15 protein-coding genes and 1 pseudogene are annotated in these 20857 nt (G+C 46.5%); 6 read left to right on the top strand and 10 right to left on the bottom strand.

Annotated features, from left to right (window positions below; all coding sequences use genetic code 11):
• Positions 1-151 precede the first annotated feature (151 nt).
• The 3 genes and pseudogenes from AC14M5_RS06045 to AC14M5_RS06035 all read right to left on the bottom strand — a co-directional run.
• Positions 152-7741, bottom strand: coding sequence for a SpvB/TcaC N-terminal domain-containing protein (locus AC14M5_RS06045; RefSeq protein WP_484028742.1), 7590 nt, complete (start codon positions 7739-7741; stop codon positions 152-154).
• 235 nt (positions 7742-7976) lie between these two features.
• On the bottom strand, positions 7977-8330 hold the full coding sequence (locus tag AC14M5_RS06040; protein WP_484028758.1) for a magnesium chelatase subunit ChlI family protein: 354 nt from the start codon (positions 8328-8330) through the stop codon (positions 7977-7979).
• Positions 8328-8597: pseudogene (locus tag AC14M5_RS06035) on the bottom strand (ATP-binding protein); the annotation flags it as partial. The pseudogene AC14M5_RS06035 and the gene AC14M5_RS06040, both read right to left, overlap by 3 nt.
• 496 nt (positions 8598-9093) lie before the next feature.
• Between AC14M5_RS06035 and AC14M5_RS06030 the strand changes: the two are divergent.
• Positions 9094-9378 (top strand): DapH/DapD/GlmU-related protein, encoded by a 285-nt coding sequence (locus tag AC14M5_RS06030; RefSeq protein ID WP_484028757.1) that lies wholly within the window; start codon positions 9094-9096, stop codon positions 9376-9378.
• Between the two features lie 2 nt (positions 9379-9380).
• On the opposite strand, the gene AC14M5_RS06025 is transcribed toward AC14M5_RS06030, so the two are convergent.
• The gene (locus AC14M5_RS06025; protein ID WP_484028741.1) at positions 9381-10835 is read right to left on the bottom strand and encodes a DUF6056 family protein; all 1455 of its coding nucleotides are present in this window, start codon (positions 10833-10835) and stop codon (positions 9381-9383) included.
• Positions 10836-13113: 2278 nt separating this feature from the next.
• Between AC14M5_RS06025 and AC14M5_RS06020 the strand changes: the two genes are divergently transcribed.
• The 4 genes from AC14M5_RS06020 (at position 13114) to AC14M5_RS06005 (ending at position 14569) form a co-directional block, all read left to right on the top strand.
• The gene (locus AC14M5_RS06020) at positions 13114-13359 is read left to right on the top strand and encodes a hypothetical protein (protein ID WP_484028740.1); all 246 of its coding nucleotides are present in this window, start codon (positions 13114-13116) and stop codon (positions 13357-13359) included.
• A 55-nt stretch (positions 13360-13414) separates the two neighbouring features.
• Entirely contained in the window at positions 13415-13846 is a 432-nt protein-coding gene (locus AC14M5_RS06015; protein WP_484028739.1) for a hypothetical protein, read from the top strand.
• A 127-nt stretch (positions 13847-13973) separates the two neighbouring features.
• On the top strand, positions 13974-14162 hold the full coding sequence (locus AC14M5_RS06010) for a hypothetical protein (protein WP_484028738.1): 189 nt from the start codon (positions 13974-13976) through the stop codon (positions 14160-14162).
• A complete protein-coding gene (locus AC14M5_RS06005) occupies positions 14159-14569 on the top strand; it encodes a hypothetical protein (protein ID WP_484028737.1) in 411 nt (136 codons plus the stop codon). The genes AC14M5_RS06010 and AC14M5_RS06005 overlap by 4 nt, the downstream gene beginning before the upstream one ends.
• Here AC14M5_RS06005 and AC14M5_RS06000 read toward each other — a convergent pair.
• The 5 genes from AC14M5_RS06000 to AC14M5_RS05980 form a co-directional block, all read right to left on the bottom strand.
• Positions 14524-14871: a hypothetical protein gene (locus AC14M5_RS06000; RefSeq protein ID WP_484028736.1), complete on the bottom strand. Its 348-nt coding sequence runs from the start codon at positions 14869-14871 to the stop codon at positions 14524-14526. The two genes, AC14M5_RS06005 and AC14M5_RS06000, sit on opposite strands and share 46 nt — an antisense overlap.
• 472 nt (positions 14872-15343) lie before the next feature.
• Positions 15344-16138 (bottom strand): 2-oxo acid dehydrogenase subunit E2, encoded by a 795-nt coding sequence (locus AC14M5_RS05995; protein WP_484028735.1) that lies wholly within the window; start codon positions 16136-16138, stop codon positions 15344-15346.
• A 2-nt stretch (positions 16139-16140) separates the two neighbouring features.
• A complete protein-coding gene (locus AC14M5_RS05990; protein WP_484028734.1) occupies positions 16141-17403 on the bottom strand; it encodes a glycosyltransferase in 1263 nt (420 codons plus the stop codon).
• A gap of 89 nt (positions 17404-17492) precedes the next feature.
• Entirely contained in the window at positions 17493-17684 is a 192-nt protein-coding gene (locus AC14M5_RS05985; protein ID WP_484028733.1) for a hypothetical protein, read from the bottom strand.
• The gene (locus tag AC14M5_RS05980) at positions 17681-18376 is read right to left on the bottom strand and encodes an SAM-dependent methyltransferase (RefSeq protein ID WP_484028732.1); all 696 of its coding nucleotides are present in this window, start codon (positions 18374-18376) and stop codon (positions 17681-17683) included. Before AC14M5_RS05980 ends, AC14M5_RS05985 begins: the two co-directional genes overlap by 4 nt.
• A gap of 640 nt (positions 18377-19016) precedes the next feature.
• Between AC14M5_RS05980 and AC14M5_RS05975 the strand changes: the two genes are divergently transcribed.
• On the top strand, positions 19017-19631 hold the full coding sequence (locus tag AC14M5_RS05975; RefSeq protein WP_484028731.1) for a hypothetical protein: 615 nt from the start codon (positions 19017-19019) through the stop codon (positions 19629-19631).
• A gap of 62 nt (positions 19632-19693) precedes the next feature.
• On the opposite strand, the gene AC14M5_RS05970 is transcribed toward AC14M5_RS05975, so the two are convergent.
• Complete coding sequence (locus tag AC14M5_RS05970) at positions 19694-20674, bottom strand: aldo/keto reductase (protein WP_484028730.1); 981 nt, start codon at positions 20672-20674, stop codon at positions 19694-19696.
• Between the last annotated feature and the right edge of the window lie 183 nt (positions 20675-20857).

Raw genomic sequence — 20857 nt, 5'->3', positions numbered from 1 at the left:
CTTTCCATGATTTTTCTTCCTCGCTATTTCTTTTATTTAATTTTGTTGAATAGAATCATCCCGTGTAAATATTTTCCTAAGTCACTCTAAGCAATACCACCCAGCGAGCGCCATACTGTAAATCTTTGACACGAAATACAAGCTCATCCATTTAACGCACACCTCTGTAAAACAAGAAGCTTTCTCTACTCACTCCAGCCACAGCAATTTCTCTATAATTTGCATCCAATTGATTCGCTCTAATCATGATTGGCACTTGTGGATCCGTATTAGACCTTGCCCAATTAGGGAAACCACGATTGATTGCTGTCCCTTCTGTTCTGCTATATCTATCCCTTACATGTCTTGGATTTGTAGGATCGAAAGATGGTAAACTGATTGGACTTACCCAATGAGTAGCACCACTTGTTGGATCATTAGCCGCTGCATGTGTATCATTTAATCTTTGAGCAGCTACCTCAAGAGGTTCTACCATACTTCTTACAAACGACATTCGGTCTGAATCATTCCTTAATGCATCAAATCTTGCTCTCAAACTGGTAAAACTACTAATTGCAGCCCCACTAGGTGTTGATACACCGCCATATCGATTCATATAAGCATACGCTACAGCAAGCTTTGCATTTCTATTTTGTGTTCCAGCTTCGTTAAAAATCACATTAGCCAAAATCAAGGAGTCCGTTCCGTGCCTTATCCCACTAACCAATGCAGCACGAAAGTCAGTTCTTAAGTCTGTTAATCGTGATAAAGTTCCGCTTATTCTGGTCAAGTGTGCTTGAGTAGTCCTCAAAGTTGCACTTGCTGTTTGAAGTTGAGTATTCAACGCAACTCTTTCATTGCGTAAAGTTTGCAATCTACTTTGTAGCTGACTTATTTGGCTGCGTGATGCATGTCGCCCTTGCAAAGTTTGTATTTGACTTCTTGCTTGGGCGATATCCCTATCATGGCCTGCTATACTTGTTTGTCTTGCAGTAATAGTTCTTTGTAAGCTAGCAACTCGCGTACGATCGCTGGCAACTTGGGTTGTCAATCTATCTATTTGAGGGCTTAACCATTGATCTACTCTTCTTATAAATGCTTGCCCTGCAGAGCTGTATTGCCCCATCTCTGCAGCGCTAAGTATGTGTGTTTCTTTGCCGTCTAAATCTACTCTCTCTATGGGGTTATTATTTACATAGCAATAGACATTCACGCCATCCCCAATTCCTATCGGATCAGCACTTATCCACCTTCCTAACCAGGACAAATAATATCTTGCGCTATGATATTCCAATCCACTCTCTTCATCCCGTTCCATGCCGGTGTATCGGTAGCGCTTAGCCGCAGATCTTATTGCCGTACTTTTTGCCTGATAGGCAGCCATACCATAAGGCTGGTATTCTTCGTAACTGATCACCTTTGCATTATTGCTGCCGTCTAACTCCAAACTCGCAGAGCCAAGGTGGTTATGAAGTTGGTAACGCATAAGGCGTTTTTCTGTACCATCATCGATATCATTGCGGGTTTCGATCATCACAAAGCGGTATTCTTTGTCCATCAGGCTTAGGCTGGTTCGTTCTATGCCAGCATTTGCGCCGCTGTGTCTTTTGTAAAGTTCGTAACCAGCTACATAAATCTGTTCTTCTTTTTTGGTTGGTGTATTGCCGGCGTTAGCAGTATTATCGGTTATCTTTCTGATGCGTTGACCCTGACCATCATATTGGTAATAAGTTGTTTCCGGAGTGCCACCATCAACGCGTCTCTGCTGGATAGTTTTTACGAGTTCTTCTTTAAAGTTCCAGCCTATATCTTCCAAATGCGGCATGGCAGTCATAAAACCATGTTGAGGGTGATGAGGGTATATATAAATGTCTGTGCCAACCTGTGTATTAATTAGACGGTTATTGGCGGCCTGGTAGTGGTAATCGCGGGTCCAGCTATTGCCTGCTGCTTGGTGTTGGATCCGTTTAATATTCCCTACATCATCATATTGATAGCTTTGAGTATAGTTTCTCATTGCCATCGGATCACCTGGATTAAAATTTTGCATAAAGGCAGAATCATCCCAATTGTCTTTACTTCCAAAACTCAAGGCAGTATTGTTTTCCCTGCCTGTTGCCTCCACCAAGCGATAAAGCGCATCGTAGGAATAAGCGGAAACGCCGGTTATTTTTTGGTTATCAAAAAAAACAACTGGAATATTCTTGTCTTCTATATGGGTGATGTTTCCAACAGGATCAAAAGTGTAATGCCAATCCTGCAATGGGTCATTGTTTTGCCGTTTGCTTTCCAATTGAATAAGGCGGAAAGCTTCTTTGTCGTAATAGAAATGAGTAACAACATTGTTGCCATAAATAATCCTGCTACGTTGCCCTTTTTCGTTGTAATCAATATCTTTGATGTAGGTATTAGTAACAGTTGGATTAAAGTGAGCGACGGTTTCGCTGTTCAGCAGCCCAGCTTCATTGTAAGAAGGCGTGATGATACTGCCATCAGGAGCGATTTGTTGGGTTATCCGCCCCAAAGCATCCATCTCGGTAATAAAAGTAAATGTTTCCGCTTCCAAATCTATGGATAAATTGGCATCAATCCAATTGGCAGTTTCTTTATATTTCTTAAACAATCTACGTGCCGTTGATTTTGGCTGTCCCTTAAAATTATATTCTGGGGTCTCCACCAAGCCACCTGTGTCATAATGCCGAAAGATTTGGCCTCGCAGGTTCTTCAGTTCAGGATTAGGCTGAGATTCTCCGTAAAAAGCTCGATCAAAAATATGGTCAAGTGAAGAAGCGCCATCCCCCCCTACAACCTTGCTTTGCGTCGGACGATGCAAAGTGTCATAAAAGTATTGAAACTCGTGATTGCGTTCGTCCCAGGTGCGCAATGGATTGCCAAGAACATTAATCAGGAGCCATCGCTGCCCGGCATCCATGCTGCTCTGATACACTTTATTTCCCAACATATCGTATTTGTATTGCATGACCACATTGCTTCGAGCATCAGTTACACTGCGAAGATTGCTTTCAACATCCAGATGTACTTTGGTATGGTAGAACTCATCCGCCTCGGTAGTTATGTTTTTGTTGTGGGCGATGGACAATACTGGTCTTCCCAAAGTGTCAAAGTTCAGCACATTTGGAGTATTCGCATGTTTGGCGGCCTTGTCGGCCGCCAATTTTTCCCTGCCCGGATCCTTGCCTTCAGCGATCAGTTCGGCGTCGATCAAGCGGTTGGCGCGGTTTGTGTACCAGGAAGATTCTAAAACAGTATCGTTGGGGTCATAAATAGCTTGCTTCCAGGAGTCGAAGACCGTTTTACTAAATGTGCCGTCCGGCATTTCGGTTTTTATCAAGCGCCCCATCGCATCGTAATAAAGTATCGGTGTAACGCCTGACTCGACCAATTCCTTTAGCTCTTCATATTGATACGTTACCGAGAAATAGGGTTCGTATTGTTTTACAGCATTTCCTTTGTTGTTGAGTATTGTTCTGCCATTTCCAATCCAGCGTAACTGTTTGGGAATGAATGCGGTCGTATCGACTTCTGTCACTGAATACGTATCATCCGGATTGACAGAAACCTGTTTGGCAATCCCCGGCTCTGCCTGCACCTTATTCATTACCACCTGTCCCAAGCCGTTGCTATACTCAAAACTAATTTGCACAGGGGAGGTATTATTTTTTTGAAAATGCTCCTCCCGTGTAATGGAAGAAATCACGACAGGTTTTCCAGAGTTTCGGAAGGCATCAAAATCATACACAAAGCGTGTAGTGGCATGTTGTAACAGCGTTTTAGCGCGATTCGTCAACAGCACAGAGTCAGGGGAATTGAAAAAGGTGGTAATTTGAGCTTGTTCTGCAGCAAGGGTGAATTCGTTTAAGCCAGCTAAATCATCCGCCTCGTTGCCTTTCCCAAAAACCGCCATGGCTTTGACCACGCCTAATTCGTCTGCGAGCGCTTCGGAGAGATTGTGATTCGCATCTTTCATCCGTTGAGGCGAAAGCGTGCGGAAATTAAAACGATCAACCCTGGCTTTATTGCCGATCGCATCTTCTGTTTCTTCAATGAACAAGAAGTAATTGCTGTAATATGTTACCTTGGTCACTGCCCCATAAGGGTCGGTGTATGAGATGGGCATAAAGAAGCGATTTCGCGCATCGGCCAGAGTTTCTGCGCTGGTAATAAACTGCATGGTGCCGGATCGCATCCACCAATTGTTATCCCCTTCACTGTGAGTAAATTTACCTTCCAGCATCAAAGCAGCATTGACCTTCGCGCCATAGATATCTGTTATCAAATTTGGGGTGTAAGCCAACTGATAGTTTTCATAAGGCAAGGCTCTTGAATGCAACTGATGCAGCGGCAAGGCTCCGGTTAAGTCATTCTCGTAAAATATGCTACGAACATGTTCAATAAGTCTTTTCTGGGATGTTCCCGGCGCAGGTTTTTTATCCACTTCATAGTAGAAAGCATCGCCCGCAGATGTAAGGATGTTATCAAAATCTGACAAACCATAAAAAATACCTGTCTTGGAAACGCCTTTCAGTTCGAAAGTTTTCACTTCGGAAGGCAAGCGAAGACGAAATTCATCATCATTCATGACATCATTCGTGAATTTATTTTGTGTGTAAATGATGATAGTCTGATCTTGCGCATGCTGTGTCTCGGGAGGCAAAGCTGGTTCGATCACCATGCGCGGATAGACTACGGCAACTGATTCCAGCACATTACCGTATTCATCCAATTTAATATTCAAATTATGGGAAACGCGGGGATCTGCTGTGTTCCGTTCATAGCTGTAGGTGATTGATTCGCTTTCCTTCACAGCAAAAACGGCATATTTGTTCTGTCCGCGCGGCTGTACTAATTCTATGACACAATTATGGGTAGTGACAGAGTAAGGTGTCAGTTCCCGTTTGCGCTGGTCCGGAGTAGCCCCGATCAATGGCGCATCCATGGCAAAGACCTCGGAACGCAGCGCCGTACTTTTACATGTGCGCAAGGCTTGTTGCCATTCTTCTCCACTTAAGTGATCAATTACTGCTGTATCGATCCCTGCAGCGGCAATAAGTCTCGCATCTGGCAATGGCTGTTCGTTATTTGCGACGGCAAAACCCTGCCTTGCCATCTCCTCATACCAATATTCATGTGCAAATTGGTTGAGTATTCTATCCCTGCCTAAAAAGGCACCGGTATGAAACCAATTCTTAGTGCGGACCGGTTGCTGATGCAATTCCCGGTCAACGATATTGTTGGCGATACCTTTTATCCAATGCTCAAAGTGTTCAGCGTCGATTTGTTCCACCATGCCAAAGCCACGGAATTCGCGTTCGGCATGGTCGTAATAACCGTGATGATATTTGTAGGAAGTCACGAATCGATAACCTGAAACAATATCCCTTGTTTCCGTCTTTGAAATACAATGCACCGGAAAATGCAATTTGGTCACCCAGGGCTTTCCTGCCAATTTGTCTTCAAGGTAAAATTTAGTCGAGGGCGAATATTCTAAAGAAACCTCTTTTCCCAGGTTGTTTTTGTAAGAAACCATGATATGTGGTTTCTTGCCATTCATCAGGTCAATGTACTTCAAAGGCGCATAAGTATCTTTTGAAAGTGGGCTCGACCAAACGATACAGGCAACACCATTGCCTAATAAATCAGTTACAGTGATCGCAGCTTGATTGTGGATCTCTGGAAAAGTATCTATTTCAAAAGGCGTGGTGCTAAACCCATTACCACTCAAATTCATCCAACAGGTAAATGTATCATTCCCCAAATAGACAATATCGGTTGTACCAGAGCCGTCAATATCGGCTAAGCGTAAGAATGATGGATTGAATGCATCGGGGTAATCAAATGTAGGCGCATTGTCCATACCCACTTTTCGCCCGAATTTCCCAAAGCCTTGGTTCGGCCAGTAGCACACCTCCCCATTCCGAATGCGAACAATATCGGTCATGCCGTCGCCTGACATATCAGCCAGGAATATGGTCTGCTTTTCATCGGCAAAGACAACAGATGGGCCAACTTCTTCATCGAAAGGCTTGACGGTTTTATAGCCCTGGGAAAATCCCTTTCGGCCAGAAGATTCGTACCAGTTGAACACGTTGTCCTTGGTGATCAAGACATCTGGTCTGCCATCGCCATTCAAATCCAGCATGCGGGTGTTCGCGTCTTTAAGGTTAATATTCGGAAGTTTTTCAAAAATTTTAAATCCCGGCCATTCATCCTCGTCATTTAACTCGAAATAGCCTTGCGGTTCGCTTTCAAAGCTTACCAATTGTTTGCCACCATCCGCGTCCAAGTCAAGCAACTGCAATTGTTTTCCCAAACCAGCGAAGGAAGGTTTCGGTGTAACCAATTTCGCTGGTTCAAATCTGCCTTCTCCCAGATTGTGCTTGTAAAACCAGCCATTCGCCTGTTCTGATAAGATTCCTGACAATCCTTCATTGAATAGGTCATTGAATTGGTAATCGGCTTCATGAAGGCCGGCGGGAGCATTTACCAAATTGTCACTCGTTACGGCTTTAACTTCTCGATTCCAGTCGTGCTTCTGGTATTTGAACTCCATCGGAGGCAGGCCCTTGTTGGTATACGTTCCATTTGCTTGTTTTATGTAACCAAATGAGGCCAGGGTTTTAAGGAATGTGAAATCCTGCTGACTCGCAGTGTCGTATTCAATATTCAAAGACTTTATTAAGGCGGAACCACCAGGTAATTCAGCAAAAAAGTGAAAAAGCAGAACTCTTTTGCATAACCTCGTCGTGCGAATTTCAAACCCGGACTTGTAGTCAGAGAAAGAATCTTTACGATAATCCCAGGCCCTTATCTTTTGATAAGGCGCATTTAGATCGTATTCGCCATAATCCAATACTGTTTGGAACATGTAATCGGCTTCGAGTGGGAATGGATTAGCAAATTTCGTATACGGCGTCTTGTTACCATACAGTACTTTTTCCAAATACAAGTTAGCATAAGTGATACTCCCACCATCAATACGATTCCGATTGTGCAATAAAGAAGGATCCAGCCCTTGGTTATCCTCCTTTTTATAAATGTAGTGCGAGCAATTTCCTTTATCGTCAAATACAAATTCAGGCAACCACTCAAAAACCTTGGTCATATCTTTAGGATTGGCAATTCTGGAATTGGAAGACCAGCCAAAGAGAGTGGTTACATTTTCTTTAGTGATGACCCGCCATTTGATTGCGCCGTTGCCCTTTTCTGTCCATCTTTCAATTCTTGCGAACAAACCTTCGATTCGAGGTCTGTAAAACCCAATTACAGATAAACCATCCGGTGAATCTTTCTCGTGAATAATGTAACTTCCATCACCATCTTTGCTAAAGCTGCCATCCACTTCTTTTTTATACTCTGGTACCAAATCCTCCGCCTCAGAGAATAGAAATGTATCAGAATCAATAGAATCTAAATATTGCGGCAGGCACTTGTCTGTTTTACGTCTTATGGACGATAAGTTGAGATTCCAACCCAAACCGAAAATGCTGTTTCCACTTCCTGAATTGTAAGAAAGAGTCAATCGTGGTGAGGCACCCCTAGCGGGAGAGATTGGTAATGGAATAGAAAAAGCCGCGGTACCGTTTACTGCATTTACAGAAAATTTCTCATCGATACCTTTTATGGCTCCCCCTCCTTTAGGTAAAGCAATTGAAGGCACCTCAATCGTATTCGATTTAGTTTTCCCTCTATCCGTTTTAAGGAATTGAGAAGATGCGTTTTGGTTTTCTGCTTCTTTTTTCATTTTGCTAAGTTTGCCATGGTTTCATTGTCTACCCAACATTAGCATTACAAAAAAACTGACAACATCCTGCCCCCAGCAAGAATGTTGTCAATAATGATCCAGCAGTTAGTGCAAGGTTACAGTATTTATTTCGATAACATAATCTTTCCCATATGATATAACTTCCAGAAAAAAAGTCAATTTTAGGAAATATTTCACAATGTAACTTGGAAAAGAAATAAACTAAATTACCTCGTTACCCTATCATCAACTTCGGTCTATACTGCAAAGCCTCCGCCAAATGCGCGGACTGGATGTCTTCAACTCCAGCCAGATCTGCAATGGTACGCGCAAGCTTCAACATACGATGATAAGCTCGCGCCGAAAGATTGAGTTGAGTCATCGCAGAACGCATCAAGCTCTGTTCCTCAACCTGTAACTGACAAAATTGCCTTACCTCCCCAACGCGCATATCGGCATTACGGACGATGTCCTTTGATTCCCCATTTGCAAATCGCTTATTTTGTATGTTTCGTGCTGCTTGTACGCGGGCTCGTATGGTTTCGGATGTTTCGCCCAGGCGATTTCTGCTGAGTTTTTCATAGTCCACGCGCGGCACCTCGATATGGATATCAATACGGTCGAGCAGGGGGCCGGAGATGCGTTTTTGGTATCTGGTAACGACAGCGGGAGCGCACGTACAGGGTTTTTGTGGGTCAGAAAAAAAGCCGCACGGGCAGGGATTCATGGCCGCAATTAATTGAAAGTTTTCTGAAAAAGTTTATGATCCCTTGGTGCGGCTGATGGTGTCAACTTTGTCTCCCATCGGTTGGCGCATCACTTCGAGAATGCGGGTCCAAAACTCTGGAAATTCATCGAGATATAGGAGACAGAAGTCAAGTCCGCCATAGAACTATTTTCCCGACTGCGATTGAGAAACTGAAAAAACGTTTCTTCATCCTTTATTAGTTTTGGTCTGAACATCAAGCTGTTGCCACCACGTATAGAAGATACCTTATACCTGATGAGCTTCCACTTGTGGGTTGGAAATTCTTGCGCGATTCTGACCTGAGAAGCGCCAGCATCTACTAGTTTCAACAATTGACTGGTTTCATCGAACAATCAGTTGTCTCCAGTCGTTGCCTGACGAGGCAAAGTAAATTGATCTGACGAGCCATACTTCCAAGCGATGATAATTTCTAGTCCATGGTTTTGAATAGGGTCGCTTCGAGGCTCATCTCGGCCAAAATCTTTATATTGTTGGTGATCGACTCCGAGTTGACTACCACTGCTTTGTAGGTGAAGATTGCCAAATAGGAAATGACTGCGTGATCGAATATGGCGCGCGAATTTATGATCGCGTTCGGATTGGGATGAAATCATATATTTCAGGCTTTATCTGCAACGATGTCGTCATCGGAGACAACTGTGTGGTCGCGGGAAGTCTCATCCACGCACACCTCAAGTCCGGCCTCGAGTCCGCCCCAACGATTGAGGACAATTGCCTGATTGGTACCGGTTCTATTATCGTTGGCGGTATTACCATCAGTAAAGGAACAGTCATCGCGGCCGGCGCGGTGGTCAGGAGTGACACGGAAGAGGGCTACGTTTACGTTGGCGCGCCCGCGCGAAGAGGCCGAAAAGTGCAGTGGCACTAAGATTACGGAGGTCCGATAACTTCAATGCCGTAAAAAGATGAGTAACACCTGTTTACCCAAAATTTTGGGTTCGGGATGGGCTGATTGATTCCCGCCCAATTAGGCATCATTTCCGTTATTTCAATTGAATCCCTTCCATCACTCCGTGCTTGTTTAATAAGGTGATCGACATCATCCCAACTTTGTGCATACCTTGCGTATTCCGCCCTGCTATTGAAAAGGATATCCACGTTTGATAAGGATGAAAAGGACAGTAACAGGATTGCGATGGGTAAGAGAAACTTTCTGCCCATTGGAAAGGCGATTTGACGTGAGAGATTGCCAGCCAGGAATGCGGACGACATGGCTAACACACTCATAATAAAAGTCGAGATGATCAAAACTCGTTCAGGTGGTGCTTCGCCATAAACATAGGCACCCGGTACAATACACGAAATGGGTAAAAGAACGGCTCCAGCGATTTGCAGCAGGATCTTCCTGCCACGCAGTGTGATACTCCCGTTGTAAACACTCCCAACCCATGCAGAAAGAACTACAGAGCCAAACAATGCCATAATCTTTTCTGGTGTCAAAAAAATACTTCCCAGAACTTCGCCATAACCAGCAAGGGAAATTTTTGTCAGTTCGAGTAAGCCTGGTGGTGGTGGAAACATCCCCTGTCGGACTGCATTTCCGGGAGCCGTGACTATGGTTAGGAAAGAGGCCAGGGTACCGATGAATCCAACAACGAGAAGTTGCAGCTTAAGTGTCTCTTTGGTGCGCTCTACGATCAAAACATACACAATCCAAAATAAGAACAGTGCCAGTTGGAAAATCGCAAAAGTCTCGCTTAGCCCTCCACTGATATAGAAAAAGAAAAACGACAGGATAGATGCGGCTAACCTTGACCGTTTGTTTATCCTGTTGGCAAAGGCAAGATATAAGGCCAGGTACACTGCAAGCAGGATCACCGGGAGGGTGTAGGCACGGAAGCCGTCAATCCAGATGAAAGATTGTTCCACATAAGGGCTGATGGTAAGAATAACGAACACAGACACTGGACCAAGGATTAGATGAACGTGAGCATAGCGAAATTCGTGTTTTTTGGAATTCAATAGCAAATAGACTACTGCGGTATTTGCAACCACCCATATACACAAAACGATCGGAATTAATAATTGGATGTTTGAACCAAAAAGTTTGAGCACCAACCAGTCGAAGGCATAAGCGGAATATCTGCCGCTCCAATTTAATCGCCAATACCAGATTGACCTAAGAAGACCGAGGTTTTTTGCATGATAAAAAGAACAGAAGCTATCACCCAACAAGCGGTTGAAGGATCCAAGAAAACCATACATGAAGACCGCTGCTGTGGGAAAGAGCGTAGAAAGATATATTATTCCCTGCTGGAGAATTGAAAATTGAAACACATTCTCCGAAATGCCATTGGTGGGTACAAGTTCAGTAGTTTGCTGCATGGCCTCCATCATAAACATGATCAAGTGGGGGTCTACCTCTGCGCAGACCAAAATGTTCCAACGTGGGAATAAACGTGGGAAACGTGGGAGAGTCAATGCCAGGGTTTTAGATAAGGGAAATCGAACGTGGGAAAAAACGTGGGAGCACTATACTTGATCTAGGGCATATAAGTTAATTGCCAGATCTAACTGAGTTCATAAACTTGGCGAAGAATGATGAAAATACTTTTTCTTCCTGATCAATAACGTTTTCAAAAAATGTATACTCAGTAATTTCAGGTGCAGGCACCTTGGAAGGCGGTGGTATTTGAATAAAATCCTAAATGGCTAAAATTTTTACTCGAAAGATTTGAGGGGTGTACACACTCTTATGCCCCAAAATTGAAAAAAGGATATTTTTCGGGAATTATGATGCAGAAAGCCTGATGACCACCACCCTTGCACTGTCCGGAAGAGGCTGGGTTATCAGACATAAGTCTATTGCCCTATAAAAGCCGTGGGAGAAACTGCTCTATAAATAGCCTAAAATGCGTTAATTTTTCGGAAACAGGATTGATAAGATTCCACCCCAAGGTCTTTTTACCCGTTTCCAAGGTAGTTTTTGAAAATGCACTAATAAAAAGCGCCACCATTCATAGCCTGTGAACTATCGGGATTTGACCGAAAAACCACCCTTTGGCTAAGTGCATGGAGCACAACCTTGATCCTGAGTATGTACCTGTTGAAATAGTGGATTTCTCTGCATGGGAGTATGCTGAAATTGTTTAGCCTGTAATTATCTTGGTTTGTACTCTAGGATAATGGAAATGGTTGCAGCCGGCACCGGTGCACCGCACACAGAACTCATGCGGCGCTGGAGACATGGATAGAGTTATATTGCTACAAGGCTGAGCACACCATTAAATGGGCTGCAGCAGTCTGTCTGACGGCTACTCTGAAGACAAACCCACCAAGCTAATTGAGTGTGTTCCATGAAATTTCATGATCAACTGTCTAATTATCCTTGACAACTTTCTGGTATCCCTTATAATGTAACTATCTTTTCTTAGTAACATCCACAATTTAATTTACCCCTTGCCTACGCCCGACACCACGTTGGGTGTTTTTGTTGCATTTTCATCCTCTCAAGACCTTTATCCATATCCCTCAACATTCTCCTCTACTCACCAATCCAATCATCCAGAAGAATAACAAATACTCTACACCTTCTGCCCTATGCGATTTTCCTGCTATAGTCGGCAAGAGTAGGTATCCTTTGAGCGTGGGAGTGGGAACCATACATGAAGTTCTCTCGATATAGCAAGGTACATTGCAAAAACATTGGGCCTCACTCCACACCCACGAATAACTCCCACGCCCATATGAATATGAGGACGATTGCAATTATGATCATGCTGGTAGTGATTGCCGGCAACGAACCATATCAGATACTTCGAAATATTCTTGTGGAGTTAGAGGATCTGGCAAGGTATATGGGGCTGTAGAAAAAAGGTGAGTTTCTGGAACAAGGCGGCACCCCAGGGTATTGCCTTGTTCTGGTTAATGGAATTCTTGTTAGAGGGGGTTTATGCAGTACCGCTACCGCAAAAGTGATCAAAGATAAACAGAGAATGTGATCGGGATGAAAGGCCCGACAAATTAAACGCGAAGCCCGACGAGCTCTAACTCGTCGGGCTATAAATTCACGGAGGCTAAACCATGAATAAAAATATTGTAGCAACCCCTGTTTGTATTTGCAAGCCCTTTCCCCTCTTTTCAAATAATCACTATCATTCCCACGCCTCCCACGCCTTCTCTATTTCGTCCGTTCTTCCTTCCATCGAGGATTGAACTTATTCTCCCGTTCCAATTCCGCTTTCCGGGAGAGTTGTTACCCCCGCCCTCCCGGACTACCTGGATGTGTGATCATGGCGCCCCAAGGGTGAAAAGTCTTAATTCATATTCAAAACGACTCATATCGCAAACAAAGGTGAAACTATGAGAACACAAGCCGCTATTCTAGTCCTAGTCGTCATTGCCGGCAGTGAGCCAGATCGAATACTCCATCGAATCATTGATTTTCTGCTGGAGGCACTGGACGTATTATTTTGATGTTCAAAGCCGTCAGTGAATGCCGACTTTTGACCGTACCTGCAGTCGCCACACTCCCAGTTATGCAGGATCCTATTCAGGGATATGCCTCCAAGTGGAGGCGGGTTCGTGGTAATATATTTATGCCGATTATGCGGTGAGGAGAACTAACAGCCAAATATATTTGATCTCATCAACAAGGAGGACTATGGACAAAATAGTCACGATCATCATCCAGCTCCTGCTCTGGATGAGTGGAAAAAGAACTGTCGCCCAACAGGAGGGCACGCTGGCCGCAGTATGGAAAGGCTGGCGGATAAAGATCGGTAGTATCTCAATGGGCTACCAGCCCCCTACCGAATACCATAAGGCCTTCTGGGTCATTCATTCACCAACGCATAGATACTTCAGCGTTCCGCGAATAATCACCTTTGGAAGACCCGTGAGCAAGTAGCCAACAAAAGCCCGTCTCTTTTGAGACGGGCTTTTTGATTCTCCCGAAGGAGCTCATGTGCTCTGAACGGGACCAACCGAATGCGCAGGCTGACCTGCGCATTCTTTATTTCGGAATGGAGGTTCCAATGCCCTGGCAATATAACCCGTTTGCGGTCCCTGATGCGGGACCATATGTTGGAGGGTGGTACATCAATGTATTCGATGTGCACCAGGATATTGATAGTCGGCACCCAGAGTGGCGAACGGTGGTTGAAAGACTGCTGCCCGACCGACCCGATTTGTCCGGGATCGACAAGGAATGGCTTCATGATCATGCAACCGGTCGTGATGCTGTAGTTGGTTTTCTTGGCGACGATCTACCCTATGTGGGAATCGTTGTCGTGAACGGGAACCTCGTCCTCAATGCCTATATCTTGAACGATGTTGCAGATGTGAAGGCAGCGGTCAAACGCTTCCAAAACCAAAAGAACTATGACTATTGGTAGATATAGGTTGTTGCCGGCCACCCCAAAAGGATGGTCGGTTTTTGTTCCAGAACCACAATTTCAATCAATGACAGAGAATGGATCGGGGTGAGATGCCCGAATCAAAATTTTGTTCAGGAGAATAAAAATGAAAAAGAACTTCCATCATCAACTTTCCGAAGCTGATCTATTTGAACTGCAAGAAGTACGCCGCAAGCTGGAAAAGGCCCGCGCTGACAAGAAATTAAAGCGACGTTGGTCGGCCACTCCAAAACAGAAAGCTGCTTCCCGCGCGAAACGCAACTATGCTGTTATCGCGAAAGGTGGATTGAAATGAACAAGCACAAGGAAATGCCGGCAAACGTCGTACAGGCTGTGGCTTTCTTGAAGCCCTTCATGAATGTTTCGCAGATGAAAGTTATGTGGGATAACTGCTTCCGGTCTGAAGGGGAATGGTTCCAAAAGAAGTTTGTCTCCCTGGCGGAACAGATCCGTGCCATGCCAGTTACATACGAACAGTCACAACTCGAAAGCAAGGCTGTTGTCCATCTTCACTACTTTCTCGGTGGGACAGACTTTTACATCACTGAGAAAGACATGGAAGGTGATGGAACGATACAGGCCTTTGGCTGCTACTTCGACATGGGCACTCTTGCATTCGAATATATCTCGATCATGGAATTGGAGAGTGTCAAATATCATGGGCTAACAAAGTCCATGATATTTGACACTCTCTCATCATGACGTCTTGCCAATTCATACAGCATACGCGGGCTCACAGGCGTTGGATCGGGAATGACCTTGCGGCGTGTCAAAAGATAGTTGGCAACAGTAGCGAGCCCAAAGCCAGTACAGGCTCCTTCCTTTCCCTGGTCAAGGATGGGGGTTTTGTATTTCTTATATCTGCTCAAGGGGATATGAGTTGGCACCTCGATCAGAGTGGGAACGTACATCTTGTCCCGAAAATCGAGGGTGTCCGGGCGGGCGTTGAAAGTTCGCTCGCTGATCCCGACTTTTGCCTTCACCTTCGTCTTTGCCTTTGCCATTTGAACCTCCTTTATAGCGTCGTTTGAAAAACAACCTGCAGAAAGAAACACTTACAAGACCTTGCAGCATCTTACTGGAAAGCGTTGGAAGTTGCCCTGGTTATATGCAGTCCAGGTGAGCATAAATCCAGAGACAATAATTTTGTGAACCAAAATTAAGCCCGGAGTCGGTCATCATCGTCACTGTACGGAATAAATTGGAGTTTCTCAACCTCTTATGGAATGCCGCCCAATACGATTAAACGCCGATACATAATTACATCTGAGCAGCCCAACTACTCTCTCAAAAATGCAAATTTACTGTAGCACTTATTATGCAGATTTACAACTTTAGGAAAAACTTCACAAGAGATTGTGACCGCACTAATTCTTTAACTATTCCGTTGTGGGCCGCTGGGATTGAGTGGCATCGCTGTATCGAATGGCGTTCCATGTCTGATACATTCCATGCGGTATAGATTAACTGACACGATCATCCAAGAAACTCCGCAATGCCATGACCGTTCTCGACGAATTCCTTTAGCCTTTGAATGAAGCGCGCTGCCGGGGCGCCGTCAACCACATCGTGGTCCATGCTGATCGTCACGTACAAGTATTCGCGGTTTTCGATCTGCCCATTGACCAATGCCGGCTTCTCGGCTATGCCGCCGAGGGTGATCTGGAGCGTATGGTTCGAGACAGGGATGCCCCAGCCGGCCCCGCTCCCAAACATGCCCACCGCCGTCAGTGATACCGTTCCGTTCATTTCCTTTAGCAGGCGCGGGCTCTTGAAAAGAACCCCAAGGAAGAAACGTCGGATAAACCCGGGCAACAGGACAAACCAACCTATGAGCTTCCCTTCGCGGCTGCTCTCGTATTCAGTTTGGAATGCCCGAATCTCTTCATGTATATCTTTGAAATTCTTCCTGTTAACCGCCCGGATAATATGGGGGCGAATGATCCTGCGGCCATCCAGCTCGACTTCAAACATGGTGTTGACGTCCACATCCTCGAAGATTACGAGTTTATCCCACCAAGTCCAATAGGCTTGCATATGTTTGTTCAAATCGACAGCCCGACCCAGACAAGCCATAACAAATGCCGTGAAGGAAAGAGACTCGCCCGTCTTTGCCTTGTGATCACGGATCAGCCTGCGCACATGGGTGACATCCATCTCCACCAGCCCGTGGATAAGATGTTTCTGGCGTCCCAGCCGCCCGCCATCCACCATCAAACGGCGGATTTTTGGGAAAGGAACGATCTGGTAGTCTTCGGTTTTCTTGGACATGGTCATGCTCCCAAATACTGCTTGATGATCTTCACTGCATTACCCAAACCATCCTCGGCGCGGATTAAATCACCTATTGTTTCCGCCCGTTGCTTCATTTTTGGATCCATAGTCACTGTCCGGATCGCATGGGCCAAATTGTCCACCGTCAGTTGTTTGGCATGGATTGGCTGCGGTCCAACGCCCAGTGCCTTGACTCTTTTTCCCCAGAAGAGTTGATCGACAATAAAAGGAACGATCACGGTTGGCACACCAGCACGCAATCCCTCCGCAGTCGTCCCTGCGCCGCCGTGATGCACAACCGCCGCCATGCGCGGGAACAGCCAACTGTGCGGGGCAGAATCGATCACGGACACATTGTCTGGAATTTTCATCACATTCATACCTCCCCAGCCTGTGGCAAGTACTCCCCTTTGACCACTCTTGGCCAAAGCCTCAAGCACAATCCCTGCAAAGTGTTGCGGATTGCGCCCTGCCATACTACCAAATCCAACATAGACAGGCGGTTCACCCTTTTCCAGAAAGGTTTCCAATTCAATGGAAGGATGCCATTCGACAGGATCGTCCTGAAACCAATAACCGGTGATATGGACCTTCTCCGACCAATCTCCTGGATGAGGGATTACCGTTGGGCTGTATGCGCCCAGCAAAGGAGCGGAGGTCAGAGTGCGATGGAAATCCCTGCCACTCATAGCTCCTAACCCAAAGCGATCTCGGAATTCATTCACAAAGGGACGATACCATTGCCAGATCACCTGCAGCATTGCGAAACCGGAGAGGCGGTTGAACCTCCCCCCGAGATTCTTTTGGATGGGAAACCCGGGCGCAGGGAAATCGACGCTCGGGAGAACAGGGGTCGGCTCGACATTGATCAGTGGGATGTTACGAACCTCTGCTATTGTTTTCCCGAACGGAGCGAACACAGCCAGCGAGATGAGCGCATCCGCATCCCGACAGGCTTCCAGGCCGTCTTCCGCCATTTGGATCGCGATCGGTCCGATCATCTTTCTCATGGAAATAATGGACTGGATCGGGTTCGTGCCGCCCTTTTCCATGTACTCTCGCCCGGTCTCCCCGGCCATGATCTGCTGAACATCCCCGCGCAAAGGGTGGAAGGGCAGGCCATGTTTTTGTACGAAACCCGCAAAGTTCTGCGGAGCCGCCAGGAGCACATGGTATCCGGCCTCCTGCAAGCCCTTTCCCAATACGAGACAGGGCTGGATGTCGCCCTGCGAGCCGGCAACAAAGATGGTGATGTGCTTCATGGATCAATTCCCAACACCAGAACCCTGCCGGAACGTGTAAGCGGGAGGTTTTTCCTCCATAACTCATGTTTGGACATCGATCCTTTTTTCTATTTTTGTTCGACCTTTTTAGCGACGATCCCGATCCATTCCGTTTCGTCCGCGTAGGGCATGCCACACAGGTCGCTCCAGGTACTTTGGACGGCAAAGCCTCCGTTTTTCAATTCGAGCATGATGCTCTCGCGTGAAAAATCCTGGAACCACATGCGGTATAAGGAAAGCCTGCCATTGGTTTCGATCACAACCGCCTGATCCAGAAAAATGGATTGCTCGGGATAGTCAAAACCCTGTTCGAGAACCAGGTGTGTTTCCGGCTTCCAAAACCATTCTCCGCCGCGTACCAACCATTGACACTACCGTGGCGTTTGCGATGCTCGCGGGTGGTGACATCCAGCACGAAGAAGCCGCCCGGTTTGAGCGCCCGATGAACATTGCGGAGCAGTTGACTCCGTTGATCTGGAGCGAGCGGGCAGAAATCGCCGTATATCAGCAACGCAGCATCGTACAGTTCTGAATCCGCCAGATCCAGATAGTTTTGATGGCGGTATTGGATATCCAGTTTCTGCTTTTGCGCGCATTGAACGGCATACTCAATCGAACGGCATGAGTAATCCACCCCTGTAACCTTCAAGCCATGTTGCGCCAGGCGGACGGCATATAAACCCGGTCCACATCCCAGGTCCAGCACTGTATCTCCCGCTTGCAAACCAAGGGTCTCTACAAGCCAGTTTACCGAATGGTCTATGGTTTGCGGACGACGACTGGCGAGATCGTTCGTTGGGTTTAGGTGTGCGGAAAGCATTTGCCCTGAAATATACGGGTCATCCCAGAGCGGCTCGCCCGGTGTGAATGGAGCAGGAGGCTCCTGTAAGTGACTGATCACTTTCAGGTTCACCTGGCCTTGTTCAAGAATGTTTATCAAGTTCGTTGTCATATTCCTGGTTCCATGCCTGCCCGTCAATCAAGGGATATCCTTCGAGGGAAACAACAAGAAATTCACGTTGCTCATAATAAATCATTATAGCAATCCCCTATGCAGGAAAAACACCCACATACATCCTGAAAATCCGCGATGAATGGCATTTTTGGCAGTGTGAAACCATACCCACCTTTGCCTGAAGAAAAGATGGGCGTTACGATGTATTAGGCGCCCTCTCAAAGGTGGGTCGTGTTGGGGTCGTGACGAGAGTGCTCGCTGACCGCGTTGAATCGCAGGTAATCTTCATTGCTGCATACCAGATGACTGGTGCGCTGACATTCTGCAAATCTTGCCACCAAGGCTTTTTGTCAGGCTGGAAAGTTCCAATTTGTCACCCTCAGAAGTCATCGAAAAGGAAGTTCGCCCGCAGGGAATAGGGGCGTAAAAACACACCATAAGATGGTTATGAACCTTTCTACCGCCTACGTGCTTTGACAATTCGCATCTAACCACTGTAAGCCCGACCTATATATAACGAAATCGTGTATCGCGGTTCCGAGATATGATTGGAGGAATTCGTGAGACATGGATACATGGTATTGCCCAGGGCAATCGCGATATTCGAGCCGACTGAAAGAGATATGGAGATGTTGACATGAAAAGTTTTTCAATCCTCACCCAGGCACTCATCATAACGCTGATCATCAGTGCCTGTGGCACAAATGCTACACCCACACTCAACGCGGTTGACCTGCAAAGCACGGCAGCCGCAGCGGCTCTCGCGCTGATCGCAGAAACCCAAGCCGTCATCCCAACCGCTACACCTCCGCCGCCAACAGCAACTGCTACAAATATACCGCCTCCCACCGCTACTTTACCTCCCCTGCTGCCATCCTTAGGAGCAACATTCACTCCGATGCCCGGTGGAAATTCCGGTGCTGGAGATCCCTGTATAAATCAAGTTCTGCCGGCAGTGCTGGAGGGAGAGACTGTCAAAATCCGTATCGACAACACAACAAAGGCAACATTGATGGCCTCTGTTTATCTGCTTCAGGCCGGACCACAAAGTGCATGCGGTTACCGCGGCTACACTTTAGCTCCAGGACAATCTCTTGTAATTAATGACCTGGTGGAAGGCTGTTATACCCTTTGGGCATGGAACCCCGATCCGGCAGCCTATTTCATCGTGACGAACGGAACCAGTTGTCTTGATAATTCCAAAAACTGGGCATTTGATATTTCAACCAGCAACATCAAACTTAAACCATAGACATTAGTTCATGAAGATGCAAAGTCTGAGCCTCGTTCTCACCAGTAACGTCATTTCATTAATCAACGACCGGTCAATTTCTCCAGTGATTCCGGATAGCGATCCCCTTGCAGTGTGATTTTCGAGGCTGCGCTCTCAATCTCACGTAGATCGTCGGGCGTGAGTTCGACAGATACTGCTCCGATATTTTCGTCGAGTCGATGCAGCTTCGTCGTGCCTGGGATCGGAACAATCCACGGCTTCTGGGCAAGCAGCCACGCGAGCGCGATCTGAGCCGGCGTCACCTTCTTCCATTCTGCGATCCTGCCAAGCAGATGGACCAGGGACTGATTCGCTTTCCGAGCTTCCGACGTAAAGCGGGGCAGGATGTTACGGAAGTCGGAACTGTCAAACTTAGTGTTTTCGTCCATCTTTCCTGTGAGGAAACCCCTACCCAACGGGCTAAAGGGAACGAAGCCGATCCCAAGTTCCTCAAGTGTCGGCAACACTTCCGTTTCAGTGTGTCTGGTCCACAGCGAGTATTCGCTCTGGAGGGCAGCGACCGGCTGGACGGCGTGTGCACGACGGATCGTTTGCGCTCCGGCTTCAGAAAGGCCGAAGTGCTTCACCTTGCCTGCTTGAATCAATTCCTTAACTGTTCCTGCCACATCTTCGATGGGCACGTCCGGGTCAACACGATGCTGATACAGCAGATCGATGGCATCCATCTGGAGGCGCTTGAGCGAGGCATCCACCACCTCCTTGATATGTTCTGGTCGACTATTCAGACCGCCATCGGGACCCAGTTTGAACCCGAACTTGGTGGCGATCACCACTTCGTCACGGAGGGGAGCCAGGGCTTCGCCCACCAGTTCTTCATTCGTGAAGGGACCATAGACTTCGGCCGTATCGAAGAATGTCACACCTCGTTCGACGGCTGTGCGAAGAAGTGAGATCATCTCCCGCTTGTCGGCCGGCTGTCCATAGGAATCGCTCATTCCCATGCAGCCCAGCCCGATAGTCGAAACTTCCAGGTCGCTGTTTCCAAGTTTACGTTTTTGCATGTCCTAAATTCCTTTCGTTGAGTGAAATTAGCATTTCATGCGTGATAACTAAAGATGCGGGCTAACGAGACTGTCGAAAAACCCCTAGTTCGAAAAATGTTCTTAAAAATCTCCCACAACAGACTAAAAAATTGCCAAAATGTTGCCAAAGTGTTGTGCGGAACACCAAAAACCAGACGCCTT

Source organism: Candidatus Villigracilis sp. (assembly GCF_057083605.1).
Note: the sequence above shows the minus strand (reverse complement) of the source record. Positions and strands in the feature narration are given on the sequence as shown.